We start from the raw sequence: 22000 nt of genomic DNA, 5'->3' as shown, positions 1-22000 counted from the left end.
GTCAGACCGCCGTATCGATCCAGACGGACTTGAGCTGGAAATGCTCCTCGACATGCTGTCGACCATATTCCCGGCCCTGACCGCTGGCCTTGACGCCCCCGGAGGGCACGGCAGGATCAATGCGGTTATAGCAGTTCACCCACACCGAGCCGGCCTTGAGCGCGCGCGACAGGCGATGCGCACGGCCGACGCTGCTCGTCCACACGCCCGCGCCAAGGCCGAATTGCGTCGCATTGGCGCGGGCGATGACCTCATCCTCGCTATCGAAGGGGAGCGTGGCGAGGATGGGGCCGAAAATTTCCTCCCGCACCGCGCGCATCTCGTCATGCGCATTGACCAGCACCGTGGGCGGGAAGAAAAAGCCCTGATCATAATCCGCGCCGGAAAGTCGCGCGCCGCCGGACAGGGCCTGAGCGCCCTCGGCCAGCGCATCCTCCATATGCGTAGAAACCCGGCTTAGCTGCCGCGCCGACACGAGCGGGCCGAGATCGGTCTGCGGATCGAGGCCATCGCCGATCTTGAGATCGGCTGCGATGCGCGCGACCTCGGCGGCGAACGCGCGATGCACCGGGCGCTCGACGAACAGCCTTGTGCCGGCGCTGCACACCTGACCGGAATTGGCAAAGGCGGCACCGACTGCGGCCCGCGCTGCGGCTTCGAGATTGGCATCGGCAAAGACGATGTTGGGCGACTTGCCCCCCAGCTCCAGCGACAGGCGCTTGAGATTGCCGGCAGAGGCGCGGATGATCTGCTGGCCGGTCTCCACCGATCCGGTGAAGGCGATCTTGTCGACGCCGGGATGCGTGGCGAGGGCGGCGCCGGCCTCCGTGCCGAAGCCGGTGACCACATTGAACACACCATCCGGCACGCCGGCTTCCAGCGCCAGTTCGGCAAGGCGCAGCGGCGCGAGGCTGGCATCTTCGGCAGGCTTGAGAACCAGCGTGCAGCCACTCGCGAGCACTGGACCAAGCTTGAGCACGGAAGCCCAGAGTGGGCCGTTCCAGGGGATGATCGCGCCGCAAACCCCGACCGGCTCCTTGATGGTACAGGCGAACAAGCCGGGATCGGAAGGGGCGTTGGTCGTACCTTCGATTGAACGGGCAATGCCGGCGAAATAGCGCAGCAGATCGACGAGCATCGCCACCGATCCGCGCGTGTGGCGGATGGGGGAGCCCATTTCCAGTGTATCGAGCCGCGCGAAATGCTCGGCGTCGCGCTCAAGCAGGTCGGCAAGGCGCATCAATAACGCCTGTCGGTCGACAGGAGAGAAGCGCGACCATGGCGCCTGCTCGAACGCCGCGCGCGCAGCGGCCACAGCGCGGTCGACATCCTGCGCCGTACCGCGCGCGATATGAGCCAGCAGGCTGCCGTCGGCAGGGTTGATCGTCTCGAACGTCTCGCCGCCGCTCGCCTCCGTCCACTGGCCGTCGATCAGGAGCTTTTCGATGCGCGGCGCCATGCGATCAGCCCCTCACCCGGAAGCTGACGGATTGGGCGCCTTCCCACAAGACGGTGCGGCCGAGTTCGGGCAGATGCTCCAGTCCTTCGATGATCGTGAGGAAATGGATGCCCGCCAGCGGCCCCAGCTTGCTGGCAAAGGCCACGCCGCCATAAGCGAGCAGGATCTCGCATTCGCTGTAGCCGCCGGGGTAGAAGATGAACTGGCCCGGAGCCGGATAGCGCGTCGGGTTTTCCCAGGGCAGATCGTATGTTGCATCGCCAAGCGGAATCCACACGCCCTCACCGCTCCAGCGGACGTGAATCAGCTTTTCGTCATAAGGCAGCATTGCCTTGAAGCGCGCGGCGGTCACGGGCGCCAGCTCTTCTTCCAGCTTGGCGACGAAGCTGAACGGGCCGGCGGTAATGTCGATCAGGGTCATGGGGTGTTCCATCAAAATCAGGCTGCGGCATGAAGCCGGGCGAAGCCGCGCTCAAGATCGGCGATGAGATCCTCGACCGCCTCGAGACCGACATGGATGCGCACAGCCGGGCCAGGCGCGGACCACTCGGTCGCCGAGCGCAGCGTGTTGGGATAGGTCGGCACCACGAGGCTCTCATAGCCGCCCCAGGAATAGCCGAGCTTGAAGAGATCCATATGGTCCATGAAAGCCGCGAACTGTGCCTCGCTGCATGCTTCCAGGACGAAGCCGAACAGGCCTGAAGCGCCGTCATAGTCGCGTTTCCAGATCGCATGACCGGGATCATCCGGGAGCGCGGGATGCATCACCCGGTGAACCTCCGGCCGAGCCTGCAGCCATTGCGCGATAGCATGACCGGAGGCGTGATGCTGCTTCATCCGCAGTGGCAGGGTGCGCAGACCGCGCATCGCCATGTAGATATCGTCCGGCCCGCCGCAATAGCCCGAGGCCGAAGCCGTTTTCTTGACCGGAATGAAGGCTGCTTCGGTCGTCACCGCAATGCCGAGCATCAGATCGGAATGGCCGGAAATATATTTGGTCGCGGCATTGATCGACACGTCCACGCCATGTTCGAGGGGACGGAAATTAACCGGCGACCCCCAGGTGTTGTCGAAGATCGTCCAGATGCCCCGCGCGCGGCACTCCGCGGTGATGGCCGGCACATCCGTTATCTCGAAGGTGAGCGAGCCGGGGCTCTCCATATAGACGACGCGAGTGTTCGGCTGGAAGAGATCGACAATGCCGGCGCCGACGTCCGGACGGTAGTAGGTCACCTCGACCCCGAACTTGCGCAGAAAGCTTTCGCAGAAATCGCGCGCCGGGCCGTAGAGGCTGTCCACGATCAGCAGATGATCTCCAGCGGAGAGGAAGGCCGTGAGCGAAGCACAGATCGCGCCGAGGCCGCAACTCGTCGTGATGCCGCGATAGCCACCTTCCAGCAGGGTGATCGCATCCTCGAACGCGCGTGTGGTCGCGGTGCCCTCGCGTCCATAGGTGAAGCCCTCGAACGCGCCCGAGGCCCGGTCCCGCCGCGTTTCCAGCAGCGCCTCGACGGACTCGAACAGGACCGTGGAGCAGTGGTAGACCGGCGGATTGACGACGCCAAAATTGGCTTCCGGATTGCGCCCGGCGTGCAGTGCCTGCGTGTCGCGATGGAAGCCCTTGAGATCGGCCATGCTCTTTGCTTTCCCCTTTAGATGACGGTGCCGGCATCCACGACGATGTCCTGCCCGGTGATCATGTTGCCTGCCGGCCCGACAAGATGGAAGAGCGCCGCTGCGACATCTTCCTCGGTGACGAGACGGCCCAGCACCGTGGTGGCGAGGAAGCGCTTGAGCGGCGCGTCCTCCGGCTCGCCATTGCGCTGCGCGGATTCACGGAACATGCGCGACAGGCGCTCGCCCTCCACGCCGCCCGGAGAGATGAGGTTGACCCGCACGCCATAAGGCGCGGCATCGAGCGCGGCGGATTTGACGAGGCCGCGCAGAGCCCATTTGGACGCCGAATATATGGCAAAGCCGGCGTTGCCCTTATGGCCATAGGTCCCGCCAATGGCGACCACGCGGCCTTCGCCCCGTTCCACCATGCTGGGCATCACGGCAGCCATGGCATTCATCACGCCCAGCACATTGATATCGAAGCAGGCGCGATAGTCTTCCGGTGTCGCCTCCCACACGGGACGGCGCGGCACGCCCACACCGGCCACGCAGACCAGAAGATCGATGGCGCCAAGTGGTGCGACGGCATCGCGCAAACCGGCTCCGTCGGAGACATCTGCCGCAACGGCCTGTGCATCGATGCCTTCCGCGGCGAGCGCGGCGACGGCCTTCGCGCCGGTGTCAGGATCGCGACCGACCAGAACCAGCTTTGCACCTTGCCGCCCCAGCGCCCGTGCCAGGCCAAGGCCGAGGCCACGCGTTCCGCCGGTCACCAGAGCGGTCTTTCCGGTCAGATCGGGGGCATTCTTCATGTTAGTCATTCGTGGCATCATCCGCAGGGGGACTTCTTTTACATGCCTACCGCAAATCGGCTGCGCGGGAAGTTGATCATTCGGCGACAGGCCCGTACCTAAAAAGCACCGCTAGCCCCATCCGCGTTGTCCTAAACGAGTCACGGACAGCCATTGGAGTGGTCAGATATGAGCCGTAGCGAAAGAAGCGAGGACGATATTGCAGCAGCAGCTGCCGTGTCGCTGGACGAGATTCCCATCGTGGATTTCGCGCCTTTCCTGTCCGGCGACCCGGCCGCTCGCAAGGCTGTCGCCGAAGAAATCGCCTTTGCCTGCGAGAATATCGGCTTCTTCTATCTGACTGGCCATGGGGTGCCGCAGGCGGTGATCGACGCCGTGTTCAAAGCTGCTGCGGATTTCTTCGCCAAGCCGATGGCGGAGCGGGCTGAGGCATTCGCCACACCGGACTGGTACCGCGGTTACATTCCCATGCCCCCGCAACAGCCGCTCTCTCGCAACACCCGCATGTTCGAGCAATATCGGATGCAGCATGAGTGGCCGGCCGATCCGGACGACATGGAGCATGCGCGCATCTTCGATCAAATCAATCGCTGGCCCGCTGACATGCCGGAGTTCCAGGCGGCGGGTGAGACCTATCTCGATGCCATGGTCACCCTTGGCCGCGAGTTGCTGCGTGCCTTTGCGATCGGTCTGGGTCTTGACGAGCATCGGTTCGATGGCTGGTTCAAGCATCCACCCTCGCAGTTGAGTATGAACTATTATCCGGTGTTGCCGAACGCGGCGGACAGCGACGTGTCCAACATGATTTCGCACACCGACGAAGGGCCGTTCACGATCCTGGCGCAGGGCGAGGTCGGCGGCCTTGAGGTCAAGCGGCGCGACGGCGCATGGATTCAGGCGCCGCCGCTGCGTGGCGCGTTCACGATCAATGTGGGCGACATGATGATGTGGTGGTCGAACGGCCGCTTCATCTCCAACTATCACCGCGTGCGCAATCGCACGGATGTGGAGCGCTTTTCTGTGCCCTACTTCGCCAATCCCGACCGCAATGTGACGGTAGCGCCGCTGCCGGAACTCGTTGGCGCAGACGGCCCCAGCTACCAGCCGGTGCGCGTTGCCGATCATCTCGCCCGTTTCTACAGCCAGCTCTCCAAGAACCCCCATGACGTCTATAACTGAGGCTGCCTCCCCCGCCGCTGCGGGGATCGGCGCGAAGATCGGTGCCGATATCGGCGGAACCTTCACCGATGTCGTTCTGGAGGTTGGCGATCGTCGCCATTCGACCAAGCTGCTGACCACCTATGACGCGCCCGAGCGCGCTCTCCTCGACGGGGTGAGCCTGCTGCTGGAGGAGGCCGGCATCGGGCCGGCGGACGTCTCGCTGGTCGTTCACGGCACGACGCTGGCGACCAACGCCCTGATCGAACGACGCGGTGTCAAACTTGCGCTGCTGACCACCGACGGGTTCCGCGACGTGCTGGCGCTCGGCACTGAAAGCCGCTTCGACCAATATGATATCGGCATGGAGAAGCCCGATCCGCTGGTGCCGCGCAAGTGGCGGCTCGGCGTGGCGGAGCGGATGGATGCGCTTGGCAACGTGCTGCTGCCGCTCGATGAAGAGGCCGTGCGTGCCGCCGCTGCCCAGTTCCGCGCCGAGGGTGTGGAAAGCGTCGCCGTCGCGTTCCTGCACAGCTATGTGAACCCGGCGCACGAGCTGCGCGCGGCGGAAATTCTGCGCGATGAAATGCCGGGTGTGGCTCTCTCGCTCTCCAGCGAGGTCTCGCCGGAGATGCGCGAATATGAGCGCTTCTCCACCACCACGGCCAATGCCTATGTGCAGCCGCTGGTCGATGCCTATCTACGCCGGCTGCAAACGCGTTTGACGGAGATGGGCTTTGCCTGCCCGCTCTACCTGATGCTGTCTTCCGGCGGCCTAACCACCGTGGACATCGCCGCGCGGTTTCCCGTGCGGCTGGTGGAGAGCGGCCCGGCGGGCGGCGCAATCTTCGCCGCGTCCGTGGCCAGCGAATGCGGTGAGGACCGCGTGCTGGCACTCGACGTGGGCGGCACGACCGCCAAGATCTGCCTCATCAACGATGGTGCGCCGCAGACATCGCAGGTGTTCGAGGTCGGACGCGCCCACCGCTTCCGCAAGGGAAGCGGCTTGCCGTTGCGCATCCCCGTAGTGGAAATGGTCGAGATCGGTGCCGGCGGTGGATCAATTGCCGCGGTGGATAGCGCCGGGCGCCTGACGGTAGGGCCGCATAGCGCGGGATCGGAGCCCGGCCCGGCCGCTTATGGACGTGGCGGCGAGCGCCCGACCGTGACCGACGCGGATATCACGCTCGGCCGCATCGACCCCAGCCGCTTTGCCGGCGGCAAGGTAACGCTGCACCCCGAAAAATCGAACGCCGCGCTGGCCGGCCTCGGCCTGTGGGATGGCAAGGCGGAGACGCTGGCAGTGGGCGTCAGCGAGATTGTCGATGAGACAATGGCGAGCGCAGCGCGTGTCCACGCCGTCGAGCAGGGCATGACGCTGGACGAGCGCACGCTGATCGCCTTCGGCGGCGCTGCGCCGCTCCATGCGGTGAGCTTTGCCGAAAAGCTCGGCATCGGGCGCGTGATCATCCCGTCGGGCGCCGGCGTCGGATCGGCTGTGGGCTTCCTGCGCGCGCCGGTTTCCTATGAGATTGCCCGCAGCCTCACCATGCGGCTCGATCAGGCCGATCTGACCCGCCTCAATGCTCTGCTGGATGAAATGGCGGCGGAAGCGCGCGGCCTGGTCAGCGCCGGCGCGACAGGAGCGGACCAGAGCGAACGCCGCGTCTGCTTCGCCCGCTATCAGGGACAGGGCTATGAAATCCCGTTCGAGATTCCGGCCCGCAGGCTCGGCGAGGCCGACATCGTCGTGCTGCAATCCAGCTTCGAGCAGGCATATCGCGCGCAATATGGCGGCATGGTGCTCGACCTTCCCATCGAAATGCTGACCTGGCGCGTCAATGTGAGCGCGAGCGGCTTCCGCGCGGAAGCATCCGGCACGGCGGTCGCAAGCCGCACTGCCACGCCGGTCGGCAGCCGGCGCGTGGTCGATCCCACCAGCGGTCAGGCGATGGATTTCGCGCTCTACGCCCGCGAGACGATGCAGGCCGGCGAGCGGTTCTCCGGCCCGGCGCTGGTCGCCGAGCGTGAGACGACCACCGTGGTCTCGCCCCGTTTCGACGGGCAAATGGACGAGCGCGGCTATCTGGTGCTGACCCGCCGTGAAACAGGAGACGCCCGATGAGCGATGCGCTGACCGAACTGCGGATGCAGGTGATCTGGACGCGGCTGATCTCCATTGTCGAAGAGCAGGCCCAGACGCTGATGCGCACAGCCTTCTCGACCACGGTGCGCGACGCCGGCGATCTTTCCGCTGCGCTGTTCGATCTGGACGGACGACTGGTGGCAGAAGCGGTCACGGGCACGCCAGGGCATGTGAACTCCATGGCCGAAGGCGTGGGGCACTTCCTTGCCAAATTCCCGGTCGCGACGATGAAGCAGGGCGACCATTTCATCACCAACGATCCCTGGCTGACGGCGGGACATCTCCACGACGTCACCGTGGTCTCCCCGGCTTTCCATGAGGGGCGGGTCGTCGGGCTGTTCGGCGTGTGCTGCCATCAGGTCGATATCGGCGGCCTCGGTCAGGGGCCGGATGGCCGCTCGATCTACGAGGAAGGTCTGCAAATCCCGCTGATGAAGTTGTCCGATGCCGGGCGCATCAACCAGGATCTCATCGACATTCTCTGCCAGAATGTGCGGATGCCGCTGCAGGTGAAGGGCGACGTGCTCTCCTACATCACTAGCAACGAGGCTGCCGCCCGTCGCCTGAGCGCCATGCTCGGGGAATTCGGCATGGCGGATCTTTCACAGGTCGCGGACTACATCATCGAGCGCTCGCTGGCGGCGACGCGCGCGGAAATCGCCAAGCTGCCGGATGGCCATTGGTCCAGCACGCTGGTGATCGATGGCTATGATGCGCCGGTGACCATCGTCGGGACGCTCACCATCGATGGCGACACCCTCTCGATGGATTATGAGGGCACGGACGGCTGCCTGCCGCGCGGCATCAACGTCGTGCTCAATTATTGCCGCGCTTACACCGTTTTCGGCCTGCGCTGTGTGATCTCGCCGGAAGTGCCGAACAATTTCGGCGCGCTGGAGCCGTTTGAGGTCACCGCACCGGAAGGCTCCATCCTCAATGTCCAGCGCCCCTGGCCGGTCGCGGCGCGGCATGTCATCGGGCAGATGCTGCCGGATGTGGTGTTCGGTTGCCTCTCGCAGGCCATCCCCGACCGGGTGCCGGCCGAGGGCTCGTCCTGTTTGTGGTCCGTGCAATTGCGAGGTCGGCTGCCGGCGGAAGGCAATGGCCGACAGGGCGATCCATTTGATGCGATCTTCTTCAATTCCGGCGGCTCTGGCGCGCGACCCGGGCAGGATGGCCTCTCTGGCACTGCCTTCCCCAGCGGTGTACGCGCTATGCCGGTCGAGGTGACCGAGAGCGGTGCGCCCATCGTCATCTGGCGCAAGGAATTGCGTACCGATAGCGGCGGGGCCGGCGCGTTGCGCGGCGGCCTGGGGCAGACCGTGGAGGTCGGGATGCGTGATGGCAGCGGCTTCGAAGTACTCGCGATGTTCGAACGGGTTGACCGCCCGGCCAGGGGCCGCGATGGCGGGCATGATGGCGCGGCGGGGACGGTGTCGACCTCCGGCGGCAAAATGATGCGCGCCAAGGGCCTGCAGGCGATACCCGCCGGCGAGCGGCTGGTGCTGCAGATCCCCGGCGGCGCGGGCCTGGGCGACCCAGCCCAGCGCAGGCCGGACAGCGTCCGTGCCGATCTGGATGAAGGCATGATTTCCCGCGAGAGCGCGAAGGCGATCTACGGCCAGGGCCTCTAGCACCGGCCCAGTCGGCCATTGCTGGTCAGGCGTCGAGCGTGAACCCGTGGGCGGCATCGTCGTCGTCCTCATCCATGGACCATTCCGCCGCCCCCGGCAGGGTCGGCAGGGACCGGCACTCATGAAGATCGCGCGCCATCTGCTCGGCAAACTTCGCAGCGACCAATGGCAACGGGCGGCCCTTGAGCTGCCCCAGCACCAGCGGCCCGTAGGTCCGGTCGATGTCGCTGATCCGGCGCACCGCGAACCGGGGATCATGGCGCCAGACATCGGCACCAATGTCGATTTGAAAGGTGATGAGATCGCCGCCGGCAACCAGTTCGCCCAGAAAGTCGAAGCTGTTGGCTTCCACCGCTACATTGAGCTTGGCCGAGCTTGAGAGCAGCCGGTTCTCGACGATTTCGCGCCCGCCAAAGGCCATGTCCGGCATGGCGACGTCATATTCTGCGCATTGCCGCAGGCGTAGCACCTCATGCTGGGCGAGCGGATGGTCCGCCGCCATGACGGCCACCAAGCCCTGACCGATCGACATGATCGGGTGAAGCTCCGACGAGCGAAGCGGACGGAAGATCAGCACGATATCCATTTCATAATCGATCAACGCGCGCACCGCCGTGCTGTGATCGGTCACAGAGAGCTTGAACTTCACATTGGGATGTTTTTCGCGAAAGCTGACGATGTGACGCAGGACGAAACTGCGGGCGACTGCCTGGCTGCAGGCAATGCGCACCTCGCCCCGCTGCAAACCTTCCAGCTCCTCGATCTGCGAGTAGACGCGCCGCAATTCAGAGGTCTGCATCCGTATCCAGCTGATCAGCACTTCGCCGGCGGCAGTGAGGCGGACGCCAGAGGTATGTCGCTCGAAAATAACGGCGTTCAGGTCATGCTCGACGTCCTGAATGCGGCGGAGCAGGGCGGAGGGCGTCACGTTCAACCGCTCGGCCGCCTGACGGACCGAACCCACGCGCGCGACCTCATCGATATACTGCCAGATCCTCTGGTTGCGTAGCGCCATCAGCGACTCCGTTCGATTTTCGGCTACACCATGCCCCTGGTTTAGCACCACTTGGTCACCGGCACATCCCTTATGCACCGATGTATCGAATATCGTCTTTGAAGTCGGCTTCGGTCGAAACGCACCTCTTTAAAGTCGAATCGAATATCAGAAGTCAATATCAATTTTGACTCTGGTCTATTTTCGAACAATAACGTCACGGGCGGGCAATGAATCTCGATCTCGATAGTAAAGTTGTGATGATTACAGGCGCCGGGAAAGGTATGGGTCCTGCAATTTCACAGGCCTTTTCTAGTGAAGGCGCCAAGATCGTCATCCTTGGCCGTGATATGACTGCGCTGGAGACCCTGAAGGAAGAGATCGGGCCAAAGGCCTCCGTTACCGTCATCCGCTGTGACGTCACCAGTGCCTCCGACTGCGAAGCCGCGGTGAGCCAGGCCGAGACGGCGCATGGCCGTGTCGATGTGCTGGTCAACGTTGCTGGCGGCACCGGGCCGGTCGGCGACACCGCCTGGGAGACCACGCCGGAAGGTTTCGATGAAATCATCAAGCTCAACATGGGCGGCTGCTTTTTGATGATGAAGGCCGTCCTGCCCGGCATGATCGCGCGACGTTATGGCAAGATCGTGAATGTCGGTGGCACCTTCGGCATGCATGGACGCGCCGGCCGCATGGCCTACTCCGCCTCGAAATGGGGTCTGCGCGGCATCACCAAGTCGACGGCGATCGAGGCCGGGCCTTACAATGTCAACGTGAATATCGTCGCGCCCGGCATGGTTGATGGTCCGCGCTTCCGCACCAAGGTGATGCCCGGCATGGCCGAGGCAGCCGGGCGCAGCGAAGAGGAAATCATCGCCGAGCACGCTGCCGAATATGCGCTGCGCCGCATCAGCAGCGCGCAGGACGTGGCCAATGCCTGCCTGTTCCTCGCCTCCGACGTTTCGCGCCAGATCACCGGCATCGACCTGCCCGTCGATGGTGGCTGGGCCGCTCTCTGATCCTCTCATAACCATGGAACCCGCCATGAAAGCCGATATCGTCATCAACGGCGCCACAATCGTCACCGACAGCGCCATGTTCCCTGCCTCGATCGCGATCAAGGACGGCCTCATCCTGGCCATCGGAGCGCGGGAGGCGATGCCCGAGGCCGCCGAGGTGGTCGATGCGACCGGCAAGCACATTCTCCCCGGCGCCATCGACGCGCATGTGCATTTCCGCGATCCCGGCTACACGCACAAGGAAACCTGGGAAACCGGTACGGCCAGCGCTGCGATGGGCGGCGTCACCACCGTGTTCGAGATGCCAAACACCAATCCGCCGACGGGCACGGTGGAAGCACTCAACATGAAGCTGGAATCGGCCAAGAAGGCCTATGTCGACTTTGGCATCTACGGCCTGCTCGGCGAGGATAATCTCGATCAGCTCGAGGCGCTGATCGAGGGCGGCGTCGCCGGCTTCAAATGCTTCATGGGCAACACCTTCGGCAACCTCCCATCCCCGCCGAGCGGTGCGATCCTCGAAGGGTTCGAGATCGTCGCAAAGCACGGCTATCGCGTCGCGCTGCACGCCGAGAATGCCTCGATCATGGCGCGTCGCTCGAAGAAGCTGCGCGAGCAGGATTGCTGCGACCCGCTGGCGCATCTCGACGCCCGCCCGCCCGTCGTCGCGGTGGAAGCGGTCTCGCGAGCGGCCATTCTCGCGGAATGGACCGGAGCGCGCATCCACATCCTGCACGTCTCATCCGGCGACGAACTGCGTCCGCTGCGCGAGGCGAAAGCCCGCGGTGTCGACATCACGGCCGAGACCTGCCCCCATTATCTGCTGCTCGACGAGCGCGCTTATACCGAGAAGAAGTCGCTCATCCGCGTCAATCCGCCGGTGCGCGAGAAGGTCCATCAAGAGCAGCTCTGGCAGGGCGTTGCGGACGGCACGATCGACATGATCGCCACCGACCATGCGCCGCACAGCCATGCAGAAAAGCATAATGATGACATCTGGAGGGCCGACTGCGGCTTTACCGGTGTGCAGACACAGATGCCGCTGATGCTCACCCAGATCGCCAATGGTCGGATGACGCTGACGCAATATGTCCGCATGACCTCGCTGGCGCCAGCAAAGGCATTCGGCCTCTATCCGCGCAAAGGCGCCCTGCTGCCGGGCTCCGATGCGGACATCGTCGTCGTCGACATGGAGAAGGCGGTCAAGGTCGACTCCGCGTTGCTCAAGTCCAAGGGCTCCTCGACGCCCTTCCAGGGTTACGAGACCAAGGGTGCCCCGATCCATACACTGGTGCGCGGACGCTTCGTGATGCGTGACGGAGAGTTGGTGACGAGCGCGATGGGCCACGGCCTCAACGTGCGGCGCATCCAGCAAATGCCTGCGCCGACACCGCGCAATACCCACACTACGACCAAGGCCATTCTCGAAAAGCGAGGCAAGCGTTACTGAAATAGGGCGCCTGGCGCGGCGAGCGTGACACCCGGTTCATAGCGGCGTGCTGTATTTTACATGAGGTCGGTTCAACAGCCGACCTTTGCGGTCCGATTTCTGCCTACCAAAGCTTGCCGTGTGCAGCCGGCAAGCTATCCGTAAATTGTCTCACCACGTTCCAGCATGGCGATGAATTCTGCGATTTTGCGCATACGCGTTTGTGCCCGCTTAGCCGTGCTGATTCTATAGAGGATGGCGTAGCGGTTCGCGCCCGCGAGCGTAGCGAAAAAGGCAGCAGCCTTCGTGTTCGCGTTGAGAGCGTCTTGCAGGTCGGGCGGCACCTCAGCCTTGCTGGCAGAGGCATAGGCGGCATCCCATCGTCCGTCGGCTCTCGCCGCTTCTACTTCTTCTATCCCGCGCGCAGCCATGAGGCCCTCCGCGATGAGGCTAAGTGCACGTGTTCGATTTGCCTGAGACCATTTGCTCCGAGGCTTGCGCGGCGTGAAACGGATCAGCCAACTGTGCTCGTCATACTTATCCAGTTGTCCGTCGATCCAACCGTGGCAGATGGCGGTGTCGATCGCTTCTGCCTTGGTTAAGGTGACAAGGCTCGACCCCCGCTTCGCAAACCGAAGCCACGCACCCTTGGCATCGGCTCCCTGACGCGACAGCCACTCGGCGAAATGCGTATCGGTTTCGAAAAGAAGGATTTGAAGACCGGATTTGGTACCACTCATATCACTATCCTAGGGTCCCACGAGTGGACTGAACAGGGTATGGGGTCGGCGGGAGAGCGCCACATGTGGAAACTGCGCACCAGCGTTCATACGCCTTGTTCTGGACAAGGTGATGACTGGCACACCTAGAACGCGCTTGAACGTCGTAGAGAAATTGTGCGCGCGTCACCGCCCAGATCCAGTGCCACGAACGTGATAGGCTCGCCCGCCGCCAGCTTGGAAGGCGGAACGGAAGGCGCCTGTTGGCGACGCTGCGTGAAATTCATGCCGGCTTCCCGCCGAACGATGCGCCTAAATCGGAGTCTGGTCATGCCAAGGGCGTCGGGCCATTCCTCATGGTCGCGGTCATGCAGCATATCAAACATTAGCTCAGCAGCGCGGCTCTCGACATCAGCTCTGTCGCGAAGCGATGTTTTGATGCTCGGGCCTTGAGGTCTGGCGGGCACCCCGGTCATGTACTACTGTTCTCGTTATCGTTGGCTGGAACGTCACGATATATTTGTCGCGTTCGATGACTCCATCCAACTTCACCAATTCCGGGATAATATGTGAGCAAGCCTCCTAAATTGCCGAAGTACGAGCAGACGCTTTCAGCAGTTCTGTTGAGCGCCAAGGAAGCCGTGATACTGCCGATGCGGCCGAAGATGCGGGAGCATGACATTACCGAGCCGCAATGTCGGGTCATGCGGGTCATTAACGATCACGGCCCCACGGATGCGAGCCGGGTCGCTGAAATTGGTCAGCTGCACAAGCCCAGCGTCACCCGCATCCTGAAGGAACTCGAGGCGCGCAATCTTGTGGCGCGCGAGACGGACAACCGGCGCCGCGTTCTGGTGGCACTCACGCCCGACGGGCATGAACTCGTCAAGACGCTGACCTATGATGTCAGGCGGGTGATGGCGGAATATTCAGAGCGCTTTGGAGCGGAAAGGTTGGAGCGTCTCATCAACGAACTTCGGGCATTGACCGCGACGATCAGTGGCGTCGAGTAGCCCCTTGCCATGGCTCACCCGAAGCGATCCGCCCACGGTTTGGCGGATCGCTCCCGGCGCGCTGACTTAACGTAGCTGAAGAATGGCCTCGCGGGTGAACGGGGCAATCTCGCCGAACCGCCCTTCGCGGACCTTTTCTGAAATTTGCGGTTCGCTCAGGATCGCCCGGCCGATGGCCACAAGGTCGAACTCATCGCGCTCAAGGCGTTCGACCAGTTCCCGCAAAGTCGCCACGCCGGCCTCGGCAGTGTCCCCGTAGAAACTCTCTTCCAGCCCGATCGACCCGACCGTGATGCTGGGCTTGCCTGTCGCCTTCTTCGCCCACCCCGCCAGATTGAGATCGCTGCCGGGAAACGCTGGCGCGGTGAAATTGCGCTGGGAACAGTGGAAGATATCGACGCCTGCATCCGCGAGCGGCCCGAGCCAGTCCGTGACCTCGGACGGGCTGGAGACCAGCAGCGTGTCATAATCCTGGATCTTGTACTGCGAGACGCGCATGCCGAGCGGCATGTCTGCAGGAATAGCCGAGCGGACGGCCTGGACGATCTCCACGGCAAAGCGCGCGCGTTCGGCCAGCGTGGGGCCACCCCAACGATCGTCCCGGCGGTTGGTGCCGGCCCAGAAGAACTGGTCGATCAGATAGCCATGCGCGGCATGCAGCTCTATGCCGTCGAAGCCGACGGCCTTTGCATCCGCGGCGGCGCGCGCGAAAGAGGCGATCGTATCGGCGATGTCGGACTCGGTCATCGCGTGGCCGAGCGGCTGGTCTGGGGCGGTGAGGCCGGAAGGCCCCTCGAAATTGTTCGGCCAGTCCGGCGCGCGTGGATCCGGCAGGGCGCCGACATGCCACAACTGGCTCCACATCCGCCCGCCCGCGTCATGCACTTCTGCCAGCACTTTGCGCCAGCCCGCCAGCCCATCACCGTGAATGCTGGGAAGGTCGGCGTTGTTACGCGAAAGGGGGCGATCGATGACCGTTCCCTCGCTGACCAGAAGACCTGTCCCACCTTCCGCGCGCCGCCGATAATAGGCTGCGACCTCATCGGTCGGGATGCCACCGGGGCTTTTGGCGCGGGTCATCGGCGCCATGACCAGACGATTGGGCAGGGTCAGCCCGTTCACCTGCAAGGGCGCATAAAGAGGCGAAACATCAACGGTCATTCTTCAACTCCAGTTTGCCATCGACGCGATGGCTCGGGACAATGGCGTCCTCTACAGGCTGGCTTGCTGCGAGCGGATGCGGGTGCGACATGGCTGCCGCACCCGCATTCTGCCCGTACCGATGAGGCTCAGAACCTCTTCTTCACGGTCACGGCCCATTCCCGCGGACGGCCGGGCTGCGCGATGGAGAAGCCCGCCGCACCGCTCGACCGGTCGAAGCCGGTCAGCAGATAATATTTGTCGAACAGGTTCGTGACTTCAGCCGAGACGTCCAGGTCTCCATCTGCATTGCTCCACGTCAGTCGGGCATTGGAGACGACGTAGCTGTCGATCAGGCTCGTCGGCAGATTGACGCCGAAGTAGATCTCGTCCTGGAACGAGGTGTCGATGCGCGGCGTCAGTGACCCCGCGTCGCCAAGATCGATCTCATATTGCGCTCCGATGCTCCACTTCCAGCGTGGCGTATAGAGCGGATAATCGCCGAACTGCGGCCCTGCCGGGTTGCCGGGGCCACCGACCGTCGCCGTCCCGAAGGTGCGGAAACTGGTGTAATCGAAATCGACGAAGCTGACGGCGCCATCGATCATCATGCCCTCGACCGGCCGGACCGAAGCCTCGACCTCGAAGCCCTTCACGTCGGCATCGCCCGAGTTGGTGATGAGATTGCAGGGCGAGCCCAGTGTGGCGCCCACGATGGCGATGCAGTTCGACAGGCTGAGCTGGATGTCGGAATATTTGGAGAAGAAGAAGGCCGCGTTGAGCCGCACCCGCCGGTCGAACAGGTCGCTCTTGAAGCCCAGTTCGTAGGTCGTCTGCTTCTCCGGACCGAAGGGCAGCACCTGCGCGAAGTTGAAGGGGCGGGGATTGATGCCGCCGCCCTTGATGCCTGTCGCCACCTGACCATAAATCGAAATGTCGGGCGTGATCTCATATTGCGCATTCAGGCGGTAATCGAAGTTGGTGCTGATCGGGCCATCATAGATGCCCACGCGGCCATCCAGCGCACCGACCGCCGAGCCAGCGGGCAGGGGGCTGCCATCCGGCAAACGGCGGCCGAACTCATAGCGCTTATACTCATCGGTATAGCGCAGGCCCGCCGACAAGGTCAGCCGATCGACTGGCTTCCATGCAAGGTGGAGAAACGCCGCCTTGGTATTGGCATCAGTGGGATCGTTATTGAAGAAGGCCGGATCGGTCGTGTAGCGAATGTCGGACCCGGCGAGAATGCTCGAGAACTGCTTCATGTAGAAGCCGCCGACCGTATATTGAAGGGCATCTTCGAAGAACGATCCGTTGAGGCGCAGCTCCTGGGTGAACTGCCAGTAGCGCAGCTTGCTGGTATTGTTCTGGTGCGCGAGCGGCGAGAGGTCGTCGTCGGCATCCCATTTGGAATGATAGGCCCGGTAGGCCGTGATCGAGACCAGTTGCAGATCGTCCGACAGATCATATTCGATCTGCCCGGAGATGCCCCAACCCTCGTAGGTGAGCCGGCCATCGTAATAAGTTCCGGCCCTCACGCCCCCGGTGTTCGCGAAGGCGCCCTGAGGGCCCGTCGAACTGTCCGGCGCGCCGATATAGGTGGCGTAATTGCAATAGTTGCCGCAGACGAAGCGGGCGTCATAAGGAATGACTCCGCCAAAGGGGTTGATATCCGTCGCGCCCCGCGGATTGCCGGGCAGGCGATCCGTGAAATTCGGGCTGCGCCGAACCCCGGCGATGCTCCGGTCCAGCAGGACGTTGCCGGCATTGACGCGGTCCTCATTGGTGTAATCGACGGCGATATTGATATCGAGGTCGCTGCTCGGCTGGAAGCGCAGCTGGCCGCGCGCCGCCGTGTATCCCACACCACCCTCGCGGCCGAGTTCGCAGTTGTCGGACGCCGTCATGCGCGGGATCCCGCCAGCGGGATTGATCGGAACCGTCGCGCCAGCATTGTTGACGACCGTCGTCGAGCCGCCAGCGGGGAACAGGCAGCCAAAATCCAGCCGCTTGATATAGCCGTCCTGCTTCTTGGAGACGCCGGCGATCCGCGCGCTGATGGTGTCGGTCAGCTTGAAGTCGGCCGATCCACGCAGGTCGATCCGGTTGCGGCTACCATAGGTCGCGGCCACATAGCCCGTGTTCGATCCCGTCGGCCGCTTCGAGTAGAGCTTTACCGCGCCGCCGATCGAGTTCTTGCCGGCCAGCGTGCCCTGCGGGCCGCGCAGGATCTCGACCCGGTCAAGATCGAGCAGGTCGAGGATGGAACCAGTCAGCGTCGCATAATAGACGTCGTCGACATACAGGCCCACGCCGGGTTCCAGCGCGGCGCTGAAGTCTTGCTGGCCGACGCCACGGATGTTCCCGACGAGCGAGGAGCCATAGGATGCGCCCTGCGGCTTGAGGGTGACCGAGGGCGCCTGATTGGCGACATCGGCAATGCTGGTCTGGCTGCGCGCTTCGAGCATCGCCCCGGACACAGCGGTGATGGCCAGCGGGGTGTCCTGCAGGTTCTGCTCACGAAACTGCGCGGTCACCATGATCGTCTCGACGTCTCTGGCCGTCGACGCGCTCTCGGCCTGACCGCTGGTCGAAGCCTGCGGGGCCTGCGCGCCAGCGGCGCCCGCCAAGGCGATCCCCATCGCGAACAGACTGGTCCGGCAGACGATGCCCTTTCCTTTCTTGGTCATGCTCATCTCTCCTCTCGTTTTTCTTTTCGGTGCGGCCGCCCTTTGATCGGGCGGTCCTGTGGGCGATCGTCTTTCTCAGCGCGACCGCCCAAAGTCGTTCTCAGGCGCGGGTTCGGCCTGGCTCAGCTAAACCGCTGGTAGGAAATGTCGGTTTTGTCGGCCCGCCCACGCAGCGTTGCCGGGTTATTTTCGGAACCGAACGGCGTGCGCGGTCCGGTGTCGGTGAAGTCGAGAACGGCCCAGCGTTCCGCGATCTTCCATTCTCCCTCGCGGCGCTCGAAGCGGTGGACATAGCGCCCGAACATCTGGTTGAGCTGGGCGTCGGCATTGTGGATGGCATGGTAATAGGCCTCGCACCAGGCGGTGTCCCCATCCACTTCGATCGAGATATTCGTCACATGGTGCTGGGTGCCGCCCGGTGCGACCTGCGGCATGCGCTCGACCGCGGCTTTTGCGAAATCATGCGCCAGCCGGTCGTGCCCGGCATGATGATCGATGGCGTCGGAATGGAAGGCCGACATGATGAGGTCGACGTCGCAGCGATCGACACCGCGCCAATAGCGGCTGAGCACCTTGGTGATGAGACGCTCATCGATCATCTCCTGCAGACTAGATTCAGAATTCACGCAACCACTCCATTTCTAGAAAGCGCGCGTCAGAAATCCGGCGTCGCGCGCACGCCCCATCGCTTTCGCGCCTTCGCCTGAAGCCGCGCAGCAACGAATGATCAATGATGTCGACACTTGCCTTTCCGGTTCTCACCGCCTGTCACAGGGCCACACAGCTGGCCTTGCGTCTGCGCGTTCAGAGCGGACCGTCGCACGGCCTTACATCCTCCCTCATCCACAGCCCTCCTGCTCGACTCGCTTTGCGGGCTTGGCATCGAGTTAACATGATAACTGCTAGCCGGCAACATGATTGATCGCCATGGTCGAGGAGGCAGGATCGCCGGCCGATGTGATCTTAGCGTCCCCAAAGCTCTGACCGTCGAGATGTCATCGCGCCCGGACAATTGCGAGATGTCTAGTTAAAATATTGATATATCTGTTTATAATCATCAGAATCTCATTCTGTTGATCGAAGCCTGTCTGCCCATGCGAGGCGGGCCCAGGCTTCCGCACTGCCACGCGCGATATCCGCTTGACACCTGAGGGTCTCAGCGACACATTGAATTAACGTGATAACTAAATTTCAGACGGTAGCCTTGGCTTGGCTGCCTTTCAGGAAGCTCGCAACACGACGAGCGCTGGTGCCGATGTGACAAGAGAGGATGCCGTGATGGCCAATATCGATTCCCCCGATCTTCAGACGCGCCTCGAGCGCTTGCTCGACATGGAAGACATTCGCGAAGTCCTCCGCCGCTATACTCGCGGCCTCGACCGTCATGACGATGCGGTCATCGCCAGTGCTTTCTGGCCGGACGCGGAGATCAACTATCTCGACGATTTTTCGGGGCCGACGGACGCGTTCGTCGACTGGGGCAACCAGCGGCACGAAGAGCGCTATGTCTGCCATCAACATCACATCACCAATGTGAACATCGATCTCGACGGGGATCGGGCGCATGTCAGCAGCTATGTCATCTACATGCTGCGCCAGAAACAGGACCTGCAGAACATCGGCAGCGGCCGATACATAGACCAGTTCGAGCGCCGCAATGGTGAGTGGCGGATTGCCCTGCGGGAATTCCTGCCGGAAATGGGCGTGACCGTTCCGACAGGCCCTCGTCGCGAACTCGCGAGCCCGCCGGGCAATGGGCGGTGGGACAGGGACGATATTTCCTATCGCCGCCCGCTCATGCGGCGGGATTCATCCGGTTCAGCATAACCGTCTGGAACTGTCCTGCTGCTGAGAGCACATCTTGCACGCGGCATCCGTCCGCGGCCATGATCGAGGCAGCCGCAAAGCATCGGCTGTTGGAAAGCATAAGCGCGCGCGAGGGGGATCAAGGCGACGTCCGATCCGTCGACCACGCCAGATCGAGAGGGTGATATCATGCAGGCTGAAGGCCTTCCAAAGCCTGCAGGCAAGCCACAGTTCGGGCCTGGTTATCGCGCGTGGCTACTCGCCCTCACCATGGCGGTCGGCGCGTTCGGCTTCATCGACCGGGTCATCGTTGCCACGCTGGGCCAGGCAATCAAGGATGACCTGGGGCTCTCCGATTTCCAGCTCGGCATCCTGAGCGGCCTCAGCTTCGCCATTCTCTACAGCACAATGGGATTGCCGATCGCGCGACTGGCCGAGCGCCGCAGCCGGATCAATATCATCTCCATATCGGTCGCCCTGTTTTCGGCCGCGACGGTGGCTTGCGGCATGGCTGCAAATTTCTGGCAACTTTTTTTGCTGCGCGTGGGGGTCGGCATCGGCGAGGCTGGCGTGCAGGCGCCCGCGGTTTCGCTCCTTGCGGATCACTTCCCCAAGGAGCGGCGAGGGGCCGTGATGACCGTCATGAAGCTCGGCAACCCGGTCGGTTCCGTGATCGGTGCGCTCACGGCGGGTTGGATAGGATCGACCTATGGCTGGCGCGCGGCGATCATCTGCATCGCAGCGCCCGGGCTCGTCGTGGCGCTTCTCTTCCGACTGACACTGCGCGAGCCGCCGCGCGGCCTGTCCGATCCGGATCTTGCAGAGGCAAAGAGCGAGCCACCTCCGCTGCGGGCGGTGCTCAAGATGATGGCCGCCCGGCCCGAGTTTCGCCACATGCTGATCGGGTTGGCCCTTGTCACGCTCGGCATGTATGGCTCCGGTGCCTTTTATGCGCCCTTCTTCATGCGTGTGCATGATTTGAGCCTGAGCCAGGTTGGCGTGTTCTATGCCGTCCAGAGCGGCATCGCGGCGACGCTGGGCCTCGCCATCGCCGGATTTGGTGTGGACCTGATTTCGAGATGGGGCGCCCAATGGTATGCGCTTCTCCCCGCGCTCGGGGTGCTGATCGGCGCGCCGTTTACCCTGGCAGGCTACAGCGTGGCGCATCCCATGCTGGCGCTGGTCTTGCTCATCAGCGGCGCCGTTCTGGCCTTCTTTCACAATGTGCCGACGCTTGTCGCCTTCCAGAATATGGTGGGGCCGAGAATGCGCGCGACGGCGGCGTTTGTCTTCTTCTTTGTCACCACCTTGGTCGGGGTCGGCTTGGGGCCCGCGCTCATCGGCTTTATCAGCGATCTCTATGCCAACGCGCTCTTTGCGGATGGAAATTATGCTGCCTTGTGCGGCAGCAAAACCGTCTCAACGGTCGCCGCCGTGCAAAGCGCCTGCACCGCTGCCTCCACAAGCGGCATTCGTTATGCGCTTATGACGAGCGTTCTGCTGCCTGTGTGGTCTGCGCTCCATTTCTTCCTCGCGGCTCGGGCGATCCGGCAATCGGGCTCTTGAGTGGCAGTTTATGACGCCGTAGCCGATCGCCGCCTTCGACTCTTTCGGCCTGCATAGTTGCGGTCGGACTAGACGGGACAGTCGACCGGAACCGAGGGGCTGCTGGCCCGGCGTGGGCCGCTAAAGCGGTGCTGCGTCCATGGGTCGTAACGAATCGTTGGTTATCGGTGCGGCCAATGTAGGCAGAACTGCCCAAGAGCGCGATGGCGCTACGCGGACCGGAATAGCCCAAGGGCCAAGGCCGCGCAGATGGTCCCCATCCAGACCAACCCGGGCATTCACGTGAAAAGCCACGCCACAGGCGAAGGCCTAGGAAAGAGCGAAGGTTTAGAGAGTGCGGCTATGCTATGGCCGCAGGTGAAATCAGTTCCAAAACCGGCTGAGTGCACGCGATTTCCGACAAACTACTGCGGGCGCGCAATTTGATAAAACCGGAGTTCGCGCATTCAGGCTAGATTGACGGGGATCACTAAGATCCAGGATCTGGCGGAGACGGAGGGATTCGAACCCTCGGTAGCCCCTTAAGGCTACGACGGTTTAGCAAACCGCTGGTTTCAGCCACTCACCCACGTCTCCGCGCTCACCGGGGGAAGTGGCGTCCCGTACCGGCTGAGAGCGGCCTATAAACAGGCTGTTCGTGCATGGCAACGCCCGGCGTCGCCTGTTTCTAGAAAGGCTGCAATTTATCGCGCCAACAAGCTCTGGTAGGCAGGCGTGACGGGGATCGCAAAATGATGCGACTCGACGCAGTGCCCGGTGGCGGTCTCGTGGCAATCGGACGCGAACCAACGCGGAACA

Annotated in this window: 17 protein-coding genes and 1 tRNA gene; 8 read left to right on the top strand and 10 right to left on the bottom strand. The window is 63.1% G+C overall.

Going from position 1 to position 22000, the window contains the following annotated elements; translation table 11 throughout:
- Position 1: 1 nt before the first annotated feature.
- Genes M2339_RS12675 through M2339_RS12660 form a run of 4 tightly spaced genes read right to left on the bottom strand, consistent with a single transcriptional unit; the run spans position 2 to position 3888 of the window.
- Positions 2-1459, bottom strand: coding sequence for an aldehyde dehydrogenase family protein (locus M2339_RS12675; protein WP_264586368.1), 1458 nt, complete (start codon positions 1457-1459; stop codon positions 2-4).
- Between the two features lie 4 nt (positions 1460-1463).
- A complete protein-coding gene (locus tag M2339_RS12670) occupies positions 1464-1880 on the bottom strand; it encodes a DUF3830 family protein (RefSeq protein WP_181560796.1) in 417 nt (138 codons plus the stop codon).
- 17 nt (positions 1881-1897) lie between these two features.
- On the bottom strand, positions 1898-3094 hold the full coding sequence (gene metC, locus M2339_RS12665) for a cystathionine beta-lyase (RefSeq protein ID WP_264586369.1): 1197 nt from the start codon (positions 3092-3094) through the stop codon (positions 1898-1900).
- A gap of 17 nt (positions 3095-3111) precedes the next feature.
- Positions 3112-3888 carry an SDR family NAD(P)-dependent oxidoreductase gene (locus tag M2339_RS12660; protein WP_264606376.1) on the bottom strand — a complete coding sequence of 259 codons (777 nt, stop codon included), beginning with the start codon at positions 3886-3888 and terminating at the stop codon, positions 3112-3114.
- 168 nt (positions 3889-4056) lie between these two features.
- Between M2339_RS12660 and M2339_RS12655 the strand changes: the two genes are divergently transcribed.
- The 3 genes from M2339_RS12655 to M2339_RS12645 are packed head-to-tail and all read left to right on the top strand — an operon-like array spanning position 4057 to position 8826.
- On the top strand, positions 4057-5067 hold the full coding sequence (locus tag M2339_RS12655; protein WP_264586370.1) for an isopenicillin N synthase family dioxygenase: 1011 nt from the start codon (positions 4057-4059) through the stop codon (positions 5065-5067).
- Positions 5051-7171: a hydantoinase/oxoprolinase family protein gene (locus M2339_RS12650; protein ID WP_264586371.1), complete on the top strand. Its 2121-nt coding sequence runs from the start codon at positions 5051-5053 to the stop codon at positions 7169-7171. The genes M2339_RS12655 and M2339_RS12650 overlap by 17 nt, the downstream gene beginning before the upstream one ends.
- Positions 7168-8826 carry a hydantoinase B/oxoprolinase family protein gene (locus M2339_RS12645; RefSeq protein WP_264586372.1) on the top strand — a complete coding sequence of 553 codons (1659 nt, stop codon included), beginning with the start codon at positions 7168-7170 and terminating at the stop codon, positions 8824-8826. The genes M2339_RS12650 and M2339_RS12645 overlap by 4 nt, the downstream gene beginning before the upstream one ends.
- A 25-nt stretch (positions 8827-8851) precedes the next feature.
- On the opposite strand, the gene M2339_RS12640 is transcribed toward M2339_RS12645, so the two are convergent.
- Positions 8852-9841, bottom strand: coding sequence for a LysR family transcriptional regulator (locus M2339_RS12640; protein WP_181560790.1), 990 nt, complete (start codon positions 9839-9841; stop codon positions 8852-8854).
- A gap of 209 nt (positions 9842-10050) precedes the next feature.
- Between M2339_RS12640 and M2339_RS12635 the strand changes: the two genes are divergently transcribed.
- Both M2339_RS12635 and allB read left to right on the top strand, forming a co-directional pair.
- Positions 10051-10839 (top strand): SDR family NAD(P)-dependent oxidoreductase, encoded by a 789-nt coding sequence (locus tag M2339_RS12635; RefSeq protein WP_264606375.1) that lies wholly within the window; start codon positions 10051-10053, stop codon positions 10837-10839.
- Positions 10840-10864: 25 nt separating this feature from the next.
- A complete protein-coding gene (allB, locus tag M2339_RS12630; RefSeq protein ID WP_264574223.1) occupies positions 10865-12289 on the top strand; it encodes an allantoinase AllB in 1425 nt (474 codons plus the stop codon).
- 134 nt (positions 12290-12423) lie between these two features.
- Here the strand turns inward: allB and M2339_RS12625 are convergent, their stop codons facing one another.
- Complete coding sequence (locus M2339_RS12625) at positions 12424-13008, bottom strand: YdeI/OmpD-associated family protein (protein ID WP_181560787.1); 585 nt, start codon at positions 13006-13008, stop codon at positions 12424-12426.
- Between the two features lie 602 nt (positions 13009-13610).
- Between M2339_RS12625 and M2339_RS12620 the strand changes: the two genes are divergently transcribed.
- On the top strand, positions 13611-14000 hold the full coding sequence (locus M2339_RS12620; RefSeq protein WP_264574225.1) for a MarR family winged helix-turn-helix transcriptional regulator: 390 nt from the start codon (positions 13611-13613) through the stop codon (positions 13998-14000).
- 66 nt (positions 14001-14066) lie between these two features.
- Here the strand turns inward: M2339_RS12620 and M2339_RS12615 are convergent, their stop codons facing one another.
- The 3 genes from M2339_RS12615 to M2339_RS12605 all read right to left on the bottom strand — a co-directional run bounded on the left by M2339_RS12615 (position 14067) and on the right by M2339_RS12605 (position 18456).
- Complete coding sequence (locus M2339_RS12615) at positions 14067-15161, bottom strand: NADH:flavin oxidoreductase (RefSeq protein ID WP_264586374.1); 1095 nt, start codon at positions 15159-15161, stop codon at positions 14067-14069.
- Positions 15162-15289: 128 nt separating this feature from the next.
- Positions 15290-17830 (bottom strand): TonB-dependent receptor, encoded by a 2541-nt coding sequence (locus M2339_RS12610; protein ID WP_181560784.1) that lies wholly within the window; start codon positions 17828-17830, stop codon positions 15290-15292.
- A gap of 122 nt (positions 17831-17952) precedes the next feature.
- On the bottom strand, positions 17953-18456 hold the full coding sequence (locus tag M2339_RS12605; protein WP_181560783.1) for a nuclear transport factor 2 family protein: 504 nt from the start codon (positions 18454-18456) through the stop codon (positions 17953-17955).
- Positions 18457-19108: 652 nt separating this feature from the next.
- Here M2339_RS12605 and M2339_RS12600 point away from each other — a divergent pair.
- Positions 19109-19657 carry a nuclear transport factor 2 family protein gene (locus M2339_RS12600; protein ID WP_181560782.1) on the top strand — a complete coding sequence of 183 codons (549 nt, stop codon included), beginning with the start codon at positions 19109-19111 and terminating at the stop codon, positions 19655-19657.
- Between the two features lie 168 nt (positions 19658-19825).
- Positions 19826-21202 (top strand): spinster family MFS transporter, encoded by a 1377-nt coding sequence (locus tag M2339_RS12595; protein WP_220128568.1) that lies wholly within the window; start codon positions 19826-19828, stop codon positions 21200-21202.
- Positions 21203-21686: 484 nt separating this feature from the next.
- Here the strand turns inward: M2339_RS12595 and M2339_RS12590 are convergent.
- Positions 21687-21778, bottom strand: a tRNA-Ser gene (locus tag M2339_RS12590).
- Between the last annotated feature and the right edge of the window lie 222 nt (positions 21779-22000).

The sequence above is a fragment of the Sphingobium sp. B2D3C genome, assembly GCF_025961835.1.
GTDB lineage: Bacteria > Pseudomonadota > Alphaproteobacteria > Sphingomonadales > Sphingomonadaceae > Sphingobium.
This window is presented reverse-complemented; position numbering and strand designations above follow the sequence as displayed.